The following is a 14765-nucleotide window of genomic DNA, read 5'->3' on the forward strand; positions in this document are numbered from 1 at the left end:
GGCGCCGGCGCGAACGCGGCGCCCGCGGAGGAGGTCGTCGAGGAGATCAAGAAGCGCGGCGGCACCGCGGTCGCCAATTTCGAGTCGGTCGCAGAGGCCATCCCGGCCAGCAAGATCGTGAAGACCGCGACCGATCACTTCGGCCGGCTCGACGGCGTCGTCAACAATGCCGGCATCCTGCGCGACATGATCTTCCACAAGATGAGCGTTGAGGCCTTCGAGGCCGTGATCAAGGTGCATCTGATGGGCTCGTTCTATGTCAGCCACGCCGCGGCGCGCATTTACCGCGAGCAGGAGTCGGGCTCCTTCGTGCACTTCACCTCGACCTCCGGCCTGATCGGCAATTACGGCCAGGCCAACTACGCCGCCGCCAAGCTCGGCATCGTGGGCCTGTCGAAGTCGATCGCGCTCGACATGGGCCGCTTCAACGTGCGCTCGAACTGCGTGTCGCCGTTCGCCTGGACCCGCATGATCGGCACCATCCCGACCGAGACCGATGCCGAAAAGGCGCGCGTCGAGAAGATCAAGCAGATGGGCCCGGAGAAGATCGCGCCGGTCTGCGCCTATCTGCTCTCGGACGCCGCAAAGGACGTCACCGGGCAGATCTTCGGCGTGCGCATGAACGAGATCTTCCTGTTCGGCCAGCATCGTCCGGTGCGCTCGGTGCATCGCGGCGAAGGCTGGACGCCCGAGACCATTGCCGAACACGGCATGCCGGCACTGAAGGGATCGTTCGCCAAGCTCGACCGCTCGGCGGACGTCTTCACCTGGGATCCGATCTGAGTTCGATCTGACAGTTTTATGAAGAAGTCGCCTCCGCGAAACAGCGGGGCGACACACTCTTTGGTTGTTTCTTCATGGCGTGCCCGCATTGTGCCAGAATTGCGGGGGTATGATCCTCCTCCCGATAACAAAAAGACTGGGAGGACTTTCGTGACAGATCCAAGCAACATAGCGAAACACGAGAGCGACGGAACGAAGGCGTTCGACCGTCGAACGATTTTGCGCGGCGCGACCGCGCTTGCTGCGACCGCTATGGCCGCATCCGATGCCGCCGCGCGCGACTTCGGCCCCAACGCGGAACCGCAGCGCTATCCCGATCCGGATATCGTCGTGATCGACGACAAGCGCTTCAAGGCCAAGGTCGGCAACACCGCGATCAAGCGGCTCTATACCGGGTGCCTGTGGGCGGAAGGCCCGGCCTGGAATGCACAGGGCCAGTATCTGGTGTGGAGCGACATTCCGGCCAACCGGCAGCTGCGCTATCTCGACGATGACGGCCACATCTCCGAACAGTTCCACAAGCCGTCGAACGAGGCCAATGGCTCGACCTTCGATTTCGAGGGCCGGCAGATCACCGCCGAGCGGACGCGGCTGGTGCGCTACGAGCACGACGGAACCGTGACGTCATTGGCGGAGCAGGCCAACGGCAAGCAGCTCAACGGCCCGAACGACATGGTCGTGCATCCCAACGACAAGTCGATCTGGTTCACCGACCCGGGCTACGGTGCGGTCTCGATCTATGAGGGCCAGCGCGCCAACACCGGTTCGAACCAACCCTACCAGAAGGAAGCCGTGTACCGCATCGACGCCACGACCGGACAGATCACCAAGGTCTGCGACGAGCCGTTCAAGCCGAACGGCATCGCCTTCAGCCACGACTACAAGAAGGTCTATGTCTGCGACACCGGCATCACGCACTATCCTAACGCGAAGAACATCGTCTGGCAGTACGACCTCAACGGCGACAAATTATCCAACCCGCGCACGCTGATCGACATGACCTTGGACGGCAAGTCGGGCTTCCCGGACGGCATGCGCGTCGACATCGACGGCAATATCTGGGTCGGCGCCGGCTGGGTCGGACCAGGCTATGACGGCGTGCAGGTGTTCGCGCCCGACGGCCAGCGGATCGGCCAGATTCTGCTGCCGGAAACCTGCGCCAACCTCACCTTCGGCGGCAAGAAGCGCAACCGCCTGTTCATGACCGCGAGCCAGTCATTGTATGCGGTCTATGTCGAGACCAGAGGCGCGCACAACTGCTGAGATAGCCGTCGTCCCGGCGTAGGCCGGGACCCATAACCACCGCCGTCAATTGTCGAAAGAGGCTGGAGCTCCAGCATACCGAAAACAACCGGTCGTGGTTATGGGTCCCGGCTTTCGCCGGGACGACAGTCAACCGCTATTCCTCAACCCCGCCGAGATCCCGTTGATCGTGATCTGAATTCCACGCAGCACCTGCTCGTCCGGATTCTTCGCGCGATGCTCCTTGAGCAACTCCACCTGCACGTGATTGAGCGGATCGAGATAGGGAAAGCGGTTGCGGATGCCGCGGTCCAGCAGCGGGTTGCCTTGCAGCAGCCGGTCGTGGCCCATGATGTCGAGCAGCGTCTCGATCGAGAGATGCCATTCGCGGCGGATTTGGCCGAAGATCTTTTCGCGCAGCGCGACGTCGGGCACCAGCTCGGCATAGCGTGATGCGATCGCGATCGAGCTCTTTGCCAACACCATGTCCATGTTGGAGAGCAGCGTGCGGAAGAACGGCCATTCCCGGTAGAGCTCCTGCAGGAACGGCATGCCCTGCTCCGGATGCTCGGCGATCCAGATCTCGACCGCCGCGCCGAAGCCATACCAGCCCGGCAGCATCAGCCGGCATTGCGCCCAGGAGAACACCCAGGGAATGGCGCGAAGGTCTTCGATCTCGCGGGTCTTCTTGCGCGAGGCCGGACGGCTGCCGATGTTCAGCGTCGCGATCTCGTTGATGACCGTCGAACCCCAGAAATAGTCGGCGAAACCCGGTGTCTCGTAGACGAGCCCGCGATAGGCCTTGAACGCGAGCGCGGAAATTTCCTCCATCGCCTTGAGATATTCCCGGCGCGGTGCGCTCCGTCGCGGCTGCAACAGGCTGGTCTCGAGCGTCGCCGCGGCGAGGATTTCCAGATTACTGCGGCCGACCTCGGCATTGGAATATTTCGAGGAGATGATCTCGCCCTGCTCGGTGATGCGGATCTGGCCATTCACCGCGCCGCCGGGCTGCGCGATGATCGCGTCATAGCTCGGGCCGCCGCCGCGGCCGACCGAGCCGCCGCGGCCGTGAAACAGGCGCAGCCGCACGCCATGGCGCTCGAACACGTCCACGAGGCCGATCTCGGCCTTGTAGAGCTCCCAACCCGAGGTGACGAAGCCGCCATCCTTGTTGCTGTCGGAATAGCCGAGCATCACTTCCTGCACGCTGCCGAGACTGTCGACAAGCCTGCGATAATCGTGCAGCACCAGCATGCGGTCCATGATGTGGCTTGAGGCCTGCAGATCCTCGATGGTCTCGAACAACGGCACGATGTTGACGGCGCTGCGGCCGGACGGATTGACGAGGCCGACCTCCTTCAGCAGCACTGCGACCTCGAGCATGTCGGACATGCCTTGGCACATCGAGATGATGCATTGGGAGATCACCTCGGGGCCGAACCTGGCGTGGGCCTCGGCCGCGGCCCGGAACACCGCAAGCTCACTCTGCGTTTCCTCGGAATATTTGACGAAGGGCGAGGCCAGCGGCCGCGCGTTGCGCAGCTCCCCGAGCAACAGGCTGACGCGTGCGTCTTCGCCGAGGGCCAGATAGGACATCCCGGGATTGGCGGTGTCGAGCAGCTCGGCGATGGTGCGCTCATGCACCGCCGAGTTCTGCCGGATGTCGAGCCGCGCCAGATGGAAGCCGAAGCAATCCACTGCCCGCCGCAACTGTCGCAGCCGGCCGCGCGCGATCACGCCGGAATTGTTCGCGATCAGCGAGCGATTGAGCACGTCGAGATCGGCCTGGAATTCGTTCACGCTTGCATAGGGTTCGGCCTTGCCGACCGGCGGTCGCGTGGTCTCGACCTCGAGCCGCATGGCGGTGGCGGCGAGCCGCGCATAGATGCCGGACACGGCGAGGCGATAAGGCTCCCCGCTCCGATGGGGCGAGGTGTCGGGCGAACGCTCGGCAAGGATCCGCAGTTCATCCGAGACGTCGGCGAGGTGCGCCGCCAGCGACAGCTCGGCACCGAGCGCGTGCAGCTCCTCGAGATAGAAATTGATCGCCTGGCTCGACTGCAGGCGCAGCGTGCCGCGCATTACTTCCGCGGTGACGAACGGATTGCCGTCGCGGTCGCCGCCGATCCAGCTTCCCATCCTGAGGAACGAGGCGAGTTCGCCCTGTTCGCCGCCCTCCTTGTTCAGGCGATCCTCCAGCGCGCAATGCAGCCGCGGCACCTCCTGCAGAAAGGTGTAGTCGTAGAACGACAGGCCGTTGGCGACCTCGTCGAGCACGGTCAGCTTGGTCCGGCGCAAGAGATTGGTCTGCCACAGCGTCACGACGGCGCGGCGAAGCTGCTCGTCGCTGGCCTCGCTCTCGTCCGGCGTCATCTGCAGCCGCTCGCGGCGGTCGAGCAGGTGCGCGATCTCCATCTCGCGGTCCATCGTGCTCTTGCGGCGGACCTCGGTCGGATGCGCGGTCAAGACCGGGCTGACGAGTGCGCTCTTGAAGAAGCTGCGCAGATCGGCCGGGCTGATGCCGGCCTGCCGGGCGTGCACCAGCGTCTGCTCCAGCGTGCTCGGCTTTGGCGCCCCGTTCGGGCCGCGGCTGCGCATCTGGCGGATGTTGTTCTGGTCCTCGGCGATGTTGGCCAGGTGGGAGAAATAGCTGAAGGCGCGGACGATCCGCAGCGTCTCGGCGATCGACATGCCATCGAGGATGCCTTCCAGCTCCCGCCGCGCCAGCCTGTCCTCGTCGCGATGGAACCGGACCGAGGTCTGGCGGATGCGCTCGACCAGATCGAACACATCGGCCCCTTCCTGGTCCCGCACGGTGTCGCCGAGCACGCGGCCCAACAGGCGGATGTCGTTCCGGAGCCGCGCATCCTCCTCCTGTGCCGTCGCTTCGAGAAGGCTGGCCTCTGCGCCACGCCTGGCCCGGATTTCGGTCTCGGAGGGCATGGTTTGGGGAGGCAAAGTCTGGGGAGACATGGCTGGCTACTCCAGAGGTTGCCCGGCTCCTCCCGAGTGTGCGCTTTTTTTGCCGCAGCGCAAGATGAACTTGGAAGCGGTGCACACTGCCGTCGTCCCTGCGAAAACTTTCTCAGGGACGACGCAGGGTTTGAGCCGCTAGATCCTCCGCCCTGCCCGCTCCCAATACGGATCGCGCAGCCGGCGCTTGAAGATCTTCCCGGAATCCTCGCGCGGCAGGTTGGTCTGGATCTCGATGTGCTTGGGCACCTTGTAGTCGGCCAGCGCGGTCTTGAGATGGGCGCGGACCGAGGCGATGTCGAGCGTCACGCCCGGCTGCGGCTCGACCACCGCCATCAGCGCTTCGCCGAATTCCGCGTCGGGAATGCCGAACACCGCGCAGTCGTGCACGCCGGGAACAGCATGCAGCACCGCCTCGATCTCGGCCGGGTAGATGTTGACGCCGCCCGAGATCACCATGTCGCGCTTGCGGTCGCAGATGAAGACGTAGCCGTCCGCGTCGATATAGCCGACATCGCCCGAGGTAATGAATCCCTGCCGGTCGATCTCGGCGCGCTTTTCGGACTTGTTGTGATAGGTGAAATCGGGATTGCCTGCGATCCGCGAATAGATCTCGCCGATCTGGCCCTGCGGCACCTCGTTGCCGTCGTCACCGATGAAGCGCAGCTCGGCGCCGGGCGAGATCTTGCCGACCGTCCCGGGCTTCTTCAGCGCATCCTCCGACGTCGCGAACGTCACCGCGCCCGACTCGGTCGAGCCGTAGAATTCGTAGATCACCGGGCCCCACCATTCGATCATGGCGCGCTTGACGTCGGCCGGACACGGCGCGGCGGCATGGATGATGTGGCGCAGCGACGACATGTCGTATTTCCTGCGCACCTCCTCCGGCAGCTTCATCAGGCGGATGAACATCGTCGGCACCATGAAGATCGTGTCGATCTTCTCGCGCTCGATCAGTGCCAGAAATTCTTCAGCGTCGAAGCGCGGCATCAGCACCAGTACGCCGCCGAGCCTTCCCGAGCGCAGCCCGAACGAATTTGGCGCCGAATGGTACAGCGGTCCCGGCAGGATCGCGCGCGCGCCAGGCCGGAGGCCGTAGATCATCCCGCGCATCACTTCCGCATTGGCGGTCTGCTCCGGCGTCGGCGCGAAGCGGCGCACGCCCTTCGGATGGCCCGTCGTACCCGAGGTGTAGATCATGTTCTGCGGCTGCGGAACCACAGGGCCGTCATAGCGCGGGAACTGTGCCAGCCAGGACTCGAAATCGATCGCGAAGTCGGGTGTCGCGAGATGATCGGGATTGATCTTGTAATTGGCCAGGATTTCCGGCGGCGTCGGCACGCTGAGCACGGTGACATCATCAGGGATCGCGCCGCGCAGCGGATGCAGCATGTCGGCATGGCCGATCAGCACGCGCGTGCCGGAGTCCGTCAGCACGTAGTTGATCTCCTCCGGCTTGAAGTGCCAGTTGATCGGCACGCCATAGGCGCCGAGCCGCATCGCGGCATAGGCAGCCTCGATGAAGGCGATGTCGTTGCGCATCAGCATGCAGACGCTGTCGCCCGGCTTGACGCCGAGCCTGTTCAGGCCGGAGGCGATGCGCTCGGTGCGCTCGGCGACCGCTGCGTGATCGCGCCGGCGGCCGCCGCTGACGATGCCGAGGAAGGGCTGGGACGTTTCACTCATTTTGTTCTTGTTCTTCGCTAATCGGTTAGCAACGTTGCTTGGCTCCGTCATGGCCGGACATCTGCGCGAAGACGGGCCTCGCGCTTTGCCCGGCCATCACGAAAGCAACTCATCACACATCCGCGAACCTTGGCGGGCGCTTCTCCAGATTGGCGCGCACGGATTCGGTCTGGTTCGGACTGCCGAGCAGCTTCTGCTGCTCGACCGATTCCGCGAGCAGCGCGGCCGCCGGATCGACCGACAGATTGTTCAGCATCCGCTTGGCGGCGCGGATCGCATCCGGGCTCTTGCCGGCGATCTCACGCGCGACTTCGAGCGCAGCGGCGCGCGGGTCGTCACAGACGCGGGTGGCGAGGCCGTAAGCCTGGGCCTCCTGCGCCGAGAATATGCGGCCCGTGTAGGTGAGCTCGCGCAGGATATCGTCGCGCACGAGGCTCGCGAGGATCGGTGTGCCCGCCATGTCGGGGATGAGGCCCCACTTGATCTCCATGATCGACATCCGCGCATCCGGCGACAGGAAGCGCATGTCGGCACCGAGTGCGAGCTGGAAGCCGCCGCCGAAGGCGACACCGTGGACCGCGGCGATCACGGGCACCGGAAGCTGGCGCCAGCCCCAGACCGCCTGCTGCGGGAAATTGGCCTTGCCGTGCGTGCGGACCGTGAGATCGCGCTTCTCACCGCCCGGCACCCCATTACCACCATCCTTCATCGCGGCGAACCGGCCCATGTCGAGGCCGGCGCAGAAGGCCCGGCCCTCGCCGGACAGCACGACGACCCGAACGCCCTTTTCCTTGGAAAGTCGGTCGGTTGCGGCGACCAATGCCTCGAACATCGCGGCATCGAGCGCGTTCATCTTGTCCGCCCGCACCAGGCGGACATCGGCGATACCGTCTGAAATCGATATCGAAACGCGATCTTCCATCATTCCCTCCGCTTTGTTCCCTGAGTTGGCGCTTTACAGAAAGGCCGTTGTCCGCTTTTAGTCAATCGACCAATTAACTGACAACCCCCGTGGAGGAAACGATGTTCTCTGACCAGCTTCTTGCCGGGCGGCGCATACTGGTAACCGGTGGTGGCACCGGCCTCGGTAAGGCTATGGCCACCCGGTTCCTCCAGCTCGGGGCCGAGGTGCATATCTGCGGCCGCCGCAAGAGCGTTTGCGACGAGACCGCCACCGAGCTGATGGCCGAGCATGGCGGACGCGTGGTCAGCCACGGCGTCGACATCCGCAACGCCATGGCGGTCGACGAGATGATCGAGGCGATCTGGACCACCAGTGGTCCCCTCACCGATCTCATCAACAACGCCGCCGGCAACTTCATCTCGCGCTCCGAAGAACTGTCGCCGCGCGGCTTCGACGCAGTTGCCAACATCGTGATGCATGGCACCTTCTATGTGACCCACGCGGTGGGCCGGCGCTGGATCGCCGGCGGACATCGCGGCAACGTGGTGTCGATCACCGTGACCTGGGTACGCAACGGCTCGCCCTATGTGGTGCCGTCGGCGATGAGCAAGTCGGCGATCCACGCCATGACCATGTCGCTTGCGATCGAATGGGGCCGTCACGGCATCCGCCTCAACACCATCGCGCCCGGCGAGATCCCGACCGAAGGCATGAGCAAGCGCATCAAGCCCGGCGACGAGGCCGGCGCACGCACCAAGGCGATGAACCCGATGGGCCGCGTCGGCACCATGGAGGAGTTGCAGAACCTCGCGGTGTTCCTGATCTCCGGCGGCTGCGACTGGATCAACGGCGAGACCATCGCCATGGACGGCGCGCAGGCGCTGGCGATGGGCGGCAATTTCTACCAGCTCCGCGACTGGAGCGACGACGACTGGACCAAGGCCCGCGACTCGATCAAGGCGCAGAACGAGAAGGACCGCGCAGCGCGAGGTTAAGGCCCGCGCTCGCGCCTCACCCTCACCTGTCGTCCCTGCGAAAGCAGGGACCCATAACCACCACTGTGCGCGATTGCGCACGTTGTGGCCGTAGCGTCATTTGCACTGGTGGTGATGGGTCCTGGCTTTCGCCAGGACGACGTTGAGAGATCGCAGCCACCAACCCCGTATTGTTTTTCCCGCGCGATGCCGCCACACTCCGCGCAACCAAAACAAGACGTCACGGGGGAAACATGTCCGACGCGCCGAAACTGAGCAATCTTGCCGACATGGTGCGCGACCGCGCCACGAGCCGCGGCGATGCGCTGGCCTATGAGTTCGAGGGACGACAAACCTCCTTCGCCGAGTTCGACGTCAAGACCAACCGCGTCGCCAACGCGCTGATCGCGATGGGCGTGAAGAAGGGCGAGCGCATCGCCTATCTCGGCAAGAACAGCGACTTCTATTTCGAACTCCTGATGGGTGCGATGAAGGGCGGCGTGGTGATGGCGCCGGTGAACTGGCGCCTCGCGGGCCCCGAGGTCGCCTTCATCGTCGACGATTGCAAGGCGCCGATCCTGTTCGTCGGCCCCGAATTCATCACGCAGGCACGCAACATCAAGGACAAGCTGCCCAGCGTCCACACCATCATCACCACCGAGGGCGGCGCGCCGGAATGGCCCGATTTTCTCGGCTGGCGCGACGCGCAGAGCGGCGACGATCCGCGGGTTGCGATCGAGCCGGAGGACATCGCGATCCAGCTCTATACCTCGGGCACCACGGGCAAGCCGAAGGGCGCGATGCTGTCGCACGCCAACTTCCTCAACCTCGTGCAGAGCGGCAACGAGGCCGAAAAGCCCGAATGGAACCGATGGACCACCGAGGACGTCTCGCTGGTGGCGATGCCGATCTTCCACATCGGCGGTTCCGGCTGGGGTGTGATGGGGCTTTACCACGGCGCCCGCGGCGTGATCGCGCGTGAATTCGATCCGACCAAGGTGCTCGACTTCTTCGAGCAATCCGGGATCACCAAGCTGTTCATGGTGCCGGCGGCGATGCAGTTCGTGGTGCGGCAGCCCCGCGCGCGGCAGGTCGACTTTTCCCGTTTGAAGTACATGCTTTATGGCGCCTCCCCGATCCCGGCCGCGCTCTTGAAGGAGTGCATCGAGGTCTTCAAATGCGGCTTCGTGCAGATGTACGGCATGACCGAGACGACCGGCACCATCGTCGCGCTGCCGCCGGAGGATCACATTGAAGGGCTCGACCGGATGCGCTCGGCCGGCAAGGCGCTCCCCGGCGTCGAGCTCGCAATCCTCGACGAGAACGGCAAGCCACTGCCGCCGGGCGAAGTCGGCGAGATCGCCACCCGCTCCGGCTCCAACATGGCCGGCTACTGGAATCTGCCCGAGGCCACCGCGCGCACCATCGACGGCGACGGCTGGCTGCGCACCGGCGATGCCGGCTACATGGACAAGGATGGCTATCTCTACATTCATGATCGCATCAAGGACATGATCATCTCGGGCGGCGAGAACATCTATCCGGCCGAGGTCGAGAGCGCGCTGTGCGACCACCCCGACGTGGCGGAAGCCGCCGTGATCGGCATTCCCGACGACAAATGGGGCGAGGCAGTGAAGGCTGTCGTGGTGATGAAGCCGGGCAAGACGGCTACCGCGACCGACATCATCAACTTCACCCGCGAGCGGATCGCCGGCTACAAGACGCCGAAATCGGTCGACTTCATCCCTGCGCTGCCGCGCAACCCCTCGGGCAAGATTCTGCGGCGGAGCCTGCGTGAACCGTACTGGGCGGGCAAGGACCGGCAGGTGAATTAGCTCCCTCCGTCGTCCCGGCCAAGCGAAGCGCGAGCCGGGACCCATAACCACCGTTCTTCGTTGCCGCACGATGCTGGGGCCACGTCTCTCTCGATCAACGACCTGTTGTGGTTATGGGTCCCTGCTTTCGCAGGGACGACCGTGGAGAGAGTGGTCCGCATCACGCCTTCTTCATCCGCTCCCGCAACACGCGCCAGCGCTCCAGCGCCTCCTGCGGCCAGACCTCCCTCCGATCGTGATAGTCGGCAAACACCTTCGCGTCCGGCGGGAACGTCACCCAAGGCTGCTTCGACGAGGTGAAGATGTGAACGTCAGGCGGGCACTGACTCGGATCGTCGAGCGTGCCGACGCGGACGAAGCGTACCGCCGGTCCCGCGCCCGGATAGTTGCTCCAGACAGCGACCTTGCAGCGCGGGCAGCGCGCGATCTTCTGGCCCTTGCCGCTTGCCGATGGCGTGTCGACGATCTCGGGCTGGGCCGCGACGTGCGCGACCCGTTCGGCCTCGGACATCGCATTGAGTGCGTGCACCGTACCTGTCTCGCGCTGGCACCATGTGCAGTGGCAGGCATGCACGATCATCGGCCTGCCGGTGAGGCGGTAGCGGACGTTTCTGCAGGTGCATCCACCTTCCATGTCGTACCGCCTCCCGTTTTGTTACCGTCTCAGTGCTTGCCGGCCCCCATATAGCCGAACAGGAAGCCCGCCACCTTGCGCTTCTGGATCTCCTCGCTGCCTTCGGTGATGCGATAGCGGCGGTGGTGGCGGTAGATGTGCTCGAACGGCTTGTGGCGCGAATAGCCCATGCCGCCATGCACTTGCATCGCGCGATCGGCGGCCTCGCAGCAGAGCCGGTTTGCCCAGAAATTGCACATCGAGACCCGATCCGACAGCGTGTGCTCGACCTGCGCCTGGGTCAGCTGATCCATCTCCCAGGCGGTCTTTCTGATCAACAACCTGAGCATCTCAGCCTGAGTCGCGAGCTCGACCAGCGGCCACTGGATCGCCTGGTTCTCGGCCAGCGCCTTGCCGAACGGTTTTCGCTCGCGGGCATATTTCACGCTCTCATTGATGCAGTAGACCGCGGCGCCGAGCGAGCTTGCGGCCTGACGGATGCGGTTCTCATGGACAAAACATTGCGCCAGCGACAGGCCGCGGCCGACCTCGCCGAACTGCGCATCCTCAGGCACGAACACGTCGGTGAAGCTGACCCGCGGATGATCGGTCGGCATGTTGAAGGTCCACATATACTCCTCGACCTTCACGCCCGGCGACTTCGCCGGCACCAGGAAACAACTGATGCCGCGGGCGTCGCCGTCATTGCCTGACGTGCGGGCAAACAGCGCGCAGTGCGTGGCGACATGCATGCCTGTCGTCCACATCTTCTCGCCATTGATGATCCAGCCCTTGACGTTGTCACGCGTAGCCTGGACCGCCTTTGTCTCCATGTGCGTGGCATCGGAGCCGTGCTCGGGCTCGGTGAGGCCGAACGTGATGCGGTACTTGCCGGTGATCGAGCCGTCGATCATCGCCTTCTGCTCGTCGGTTCCATAACGGTCGAGCATGGTCACGAGCGGCAGATTGCCGACGATCGAATGCTCGTTCTGCAGATCGTTGTGCAGGCCGAGACCCTTCGAGGCAAAATGCTCGCGGATGACAGCCATCCAGAGGTTGGAGCCGTCCTTGCCGCCGTAGCGCTTCGGGATCGCGAAACGCAGATGGCCGGCGGCATCGGCCAGGTTCTTGACCTTGCGCAGCAACAGCTCCCATTCGTGGCGCGGCAAGCCGCCCTTGTCGAAATCGGTGCGCGCCCATTCGCGGCGATGATCGAAGAAGCGGATGTTGTCGTCAGCCGCTTCCAGCGGCTTGATCTCGCGTTCGATGAAGCGATCGAGCTCGGCGAGATAGGCTGTCAGGTCAGCCGGCAGATTGAAATCCAAGGCGGTCACTCCCGAAATTTTTATTGATTCTGGTTTTGCGTTTAGACGCTATCGCGCATCCGCGTTCGGATCGATTAAGGTGAGAAGCACGCGGCCAAGTCAAGCAGGCGAGTGAGGCTTGCGCGCGCGGTCGCGTTGCGTAATTGGATGGCACGGAACGACGCGCAGGCGCTAGGATATCAGCAATATTCTTCGCCGCAGAAAATCGACGGGAGCAAACATGGATCTGAAATTCTCCAAGGTGACGCGCAAGGGTCCCATCACCATCGTGACGCTGTCGCGGCCCGAGGTTTACAACGCGCTGCATATCGACGCGCATTTCGAGCTCAACAAGGTGTTCGACGACTTCTCCGCCGACCCCGAGCAGTGGGTCGCGATCGTCACCGGCGCCGGCGACAAGGCGTTCTGCGCCGGCAACGACCTGAAATGGCAGGCCGCCGGCGGCAAGCGCGGCTGGGACAAGGGCGGCTTTGCCGGACTGACCACCCGCTTCGACTGCGACAAGCCGATCATCGCCGCCGTCAACGGCGTCGCGATGGGCGGCGGGTTCGAGGTCGCGCTGGCCTGCGACCTGATCATCGCCGCGGAGAATGCGACCTTCGCCCTGCCCGAGCCGCGCGTCGGCCTCGCCGCGCTCGCCGGCGGCCTGCAACGGCTGCCGCGGCAGATCGGGCTGAAGCGCGCGATGGGCATGATCCTGACCGCGCGCCATGTGAGCGCCAAGGAAGGCCTCGAGCTCGGCTTCGTCAACGAGGTGGTGCCACAGGGTGAGGCGCTGGCGGCGGCCGAGCGCTGGGCCGAGACCATCACCAAGAACTCGCCAATGTCGATCCGCGCCTCCAAGCAGGCGATCCAGAAGGGCCTCGAAGTCTCGCTCGAACAGGCCATGACCGAGCAGCGCGAATATCCGGCGGTGAAGGCGATGGCCTCCTCGCAGGATTACATCGAGGGCCCGAAGGCGTTTTCGGAGAAGCGCCCGCCGAAGTGGCTGGGGCGGTAACGACTTCGTCCGCGTCAATGCGGGGGAGTGAGCGCATCGCCGTCTCCCCTCGTCGTCCCGGCGAAGGCCGGGACCCATTACCACCTATGTCAATTGTGGATGAAATGCTGTGGCCCCAGCATCGCACCACAAGTGAGATTTGGGGTTATGGGTCCCGGCCTTCGCCGGGACGACGGCGAGCTTGTTGGAGCGCCGGGATGCTCATCAACGCCTGCCGCGCGTCGCGATGGGTTTGCTTCGTTGCACCATCCTACGTTTCGAGTTCCCTCTTGTACGACGCGTAGTTCGGCTGGTCGACGGCGAGCTTGTCCATCGTCGTCTGCCAGAGATGCTCCGATAGCCCCGGCGTTGTCAGATCGACCTCGCCGCTCGCGATCCTCTCCGACAGTGCGCGGTTCAGCTCCATCAGCGAGCCGTCGGCGCCGAGCAGCGCCTTCAGCCGCGCCGCCTCGGTTGCGTCGCCGGCCTCGGCGAGCCCGAGCTGCCGCGTCACCAGGTCGAGCGCGTTGATGCCGACGCGCAGCTTGAAGCTGTTGTGACCCTTGATCGCGGGCGCGATCTCGTTGCGCAGGAAATCAGCGACCGCCTTGATCAGCTCGGTGGGTGTCGGTTCGTCCTGCATCTCAACGACCTCTCGGTGCCAGCAAGCGCAACAGATCGATCTCGGTCTCGGACGCGCGCCGCCCGATCATCGCGCGCTCCATCGAGTGATCGGGGCCGAGGCGGAAGCGCTGCATCATGCCGCAGCACATCACGCCCCAGCGCAGCGTGCCCATCACTTCCCAGAACTTCACGCGCTCAGGGTCCGCCTTGCGGCCGGCTTCTTCGTAGCCGGCGAACAGATCTTCGCGCGTGCCGAAGCCGCCGACCGGCTTGTCGATCTCGCCGAACCGCCAGGAGTTGACGCAGATCCAGCCGAGATCCTCCATGGGGTCACCGAAATGCGCGAGCTCCCAGTCGAGCACCGCGCGTACCCCGTCGGGACCGATGATCAGGTTGCCGTGGCGGAAATCGCCATGCACCAGCGTGACCTCGGACGACGGACCGGGATCGTGATCGCGCAGCCAGCGCAGCGCCAGCTCGAACACCGGCCGCGGCCAGTTGAAGCTGTGATACTCGCGGGAGAGATCCTCGATCTCCTTGGTCGCCGTCAGGCCGCGCAGCTTCGGCAACTTGGCTTGCGGCAGGCCATGGATGCCGGCGATGACGCGGCCGAGCTGGCGGGCCAGGATCGGCCGCGCGGTCGCATATTCCTCGTCGCGCAAAATTTTCCGCGCGATGGTCTCGCCTTCGACCCGCGCCATGATGAAGCCGCGGCCGAGGCCGTCCTCCGGCGTCAGCACATGCATCACCTTCGGCGACGGCAGGCCCGCGTCATGCGCGAGCTGCATCAGCGTGGCCTCGGCGTCGAGCCCGGCGGCGCGGCCGGG

The 14765-nt window shown here is 64.5% G+C and carries 12 protein-coding genes; 5 read left to right on the forward strand and 7 right to left on the reverse strand.

The features are described 5' to 3' along the window. A partial coding sequence (locus H8A92_RS35580) for an SDR family oxidoreductase (RefSeq protein ID WP_229199985.1) occupies window positions 1-783 on the forward strand: 783 nt, incomplete at its 5' end. Between the two features lie 150 nt (window positions 784-933). Further along, entirely contained in the window at window positions 934-2046 is a 1113-nt protein-coding gene (locus H8A92_RS35585) for an SMP-30/gluconolactonase/LRE family protein (RefSeq protein ID WP_229199986.1), read from the forward strand. 129 nt (window positions 2047-2175) lie between these two features. On the opposite strand, the gene ppc is transcribed toward H8A92_RS35585, so the two are convergent. The 3 genes from ppc to H8A92_RS35600 all read right to left on the reverse strand — a co-directional run bounded on the left by ppc (window position 2176) and on the right by H8A92_RS35600 (window position 7606). Beyond that, a complete protein-coding gene (gene ppc, locus H8A92_RS35590) occupies window positions 2176-4983 on the reverse strand; it encodes a phosphoenolpyruvate carboxylase (RefSeq protein ID WP_229199995.1) in 2808 nt (935 codons plus the stop codon). Window positions 4984-5136: 153 nt separating this feature from the next. Further along, complete coding sequence (locus H8A92_RS35595) at window positions 5137-6684, reverse strand: acyl-CoA synthetase (protein ID WP_229199987.1); 1548 nt, start codon at window positions 6682-6684, stop codon at window positions 5137-5139. Window positions 6685-6796: 112 nt separating this feature from the next. Next, a complete protein-coding gene (locus H8A92_RS35600) occupies window positions 6797-7606 on the reverse strand; it encodes a crotonase/enoyl-CoA hydratase family protein (RefSeq protein WP_229199988.1) in 810 nt (269 codons plus the stop codon). A gap of 101 nt (window positions 7607-7707) precedes the next feature. Here H8A92_RS35600 and H8A92_RS35605 point away from each other — a divergent pair, with 101 nt between their 5' ends. Continuing rightward, window positions 7708-8583: an SDR family oxidoreductase gene (locus tag H8A92_RS35605; RefSeq protein ID WP_229199989.1), complete on the forward strand. Its 876-nt coding sequence runs from the start codon at window positions 7708-7710 to the stop codon at window positions 8581-8583. Between the two features lie 233 nt (window positions 8584-8816). After that, a complete protein-coding gene (locus tag H8A92_RS35610) occupies window positions 8817-10397 on the forward strand; it encodes a fatty acid--CoA ligase (RefSeq protein WP_229199990.1) in 1581 nt (526 codons plus the stop codon). A gap of 160 nt (window positions 10398-10557) precedes the next feature. Here H8A92_RS35610 and H8A92_RS35615 read toward each other — a convergent pair whose 3' ends face one another. Continuing rightward, complete coding sequence (locus tag H8A92_RS35615; protein ID WP_229199991.1) at window positions 10558-11031, reverse strand: GFA family protein; 474 nt, start codon at window positions 11029-11031, stop codon at window positions 10558-10560. A 29-nt stretch (window positions 11032-11060) separates the two neighbouring features. Beyond that, window positions 11061-12335 carry an acyl-CoA dehydrogenase family protein gene (locus H8A92_RS35620; protein WP_163153219.1) on the reverse strand — a complete coding sequence of 425 codons (1275 nt, stop codon included), beginning with the start codon at window positions 12333-12335 and terminating at the stop codon, window positions 11061-11063. Window positions 12336-12555: 220 nt separating this feature from the next. Between H8A92_RS35620 and H8A92_RS35625 the strand changes: the two genes are divergently transcribed. Further along, window positions 12556-13335, forward strand: a complete 780-nt coding sequence (locus tag H8A92_RS35625; protein WP_229199992.1) for an enoyl-CoA hydratase-related protein — start codon at window positions 12556-12558, stop codon at window positions 13333-13335. Between the two features lie 250 nt (window positions 13336-13585). Here the strand turns inward: H8A92_RS35625 and H8A92_RS35630 are convergent, their stop codons facing one another. Beyond that, window positions 13586-13957: a DUF6285 domain-containing protein gene (locus H8A92_RS35630; RefSeq protein WP_229199993.1), complete on the reverse strand. Its 372-nt coding sequence runs from the start codon at window positions 13955-13957 to the stop codon at window positions 13586-13588. 1 nt (window position 13958) lies between these two features. Then, window positions 13959-14765 (reverse strand): phosphotransferase family protein (locus H8A92_RS35635; protein WP_229199994.1); only part of this gene is annotated, 807 nt, incomplete at its 5' end.

Origin of the sequence: Bradyrhizobium acaciae (assembly GCF_020889785.1) — a bacterium.
Classification (GTDB): Bacteria; Pseudomonadota; Alphaproteobacteria; order Rhizobiales; family Xanthobacteraceae; genus Bradyrhizobium; species Bradyrhizobium acaciae.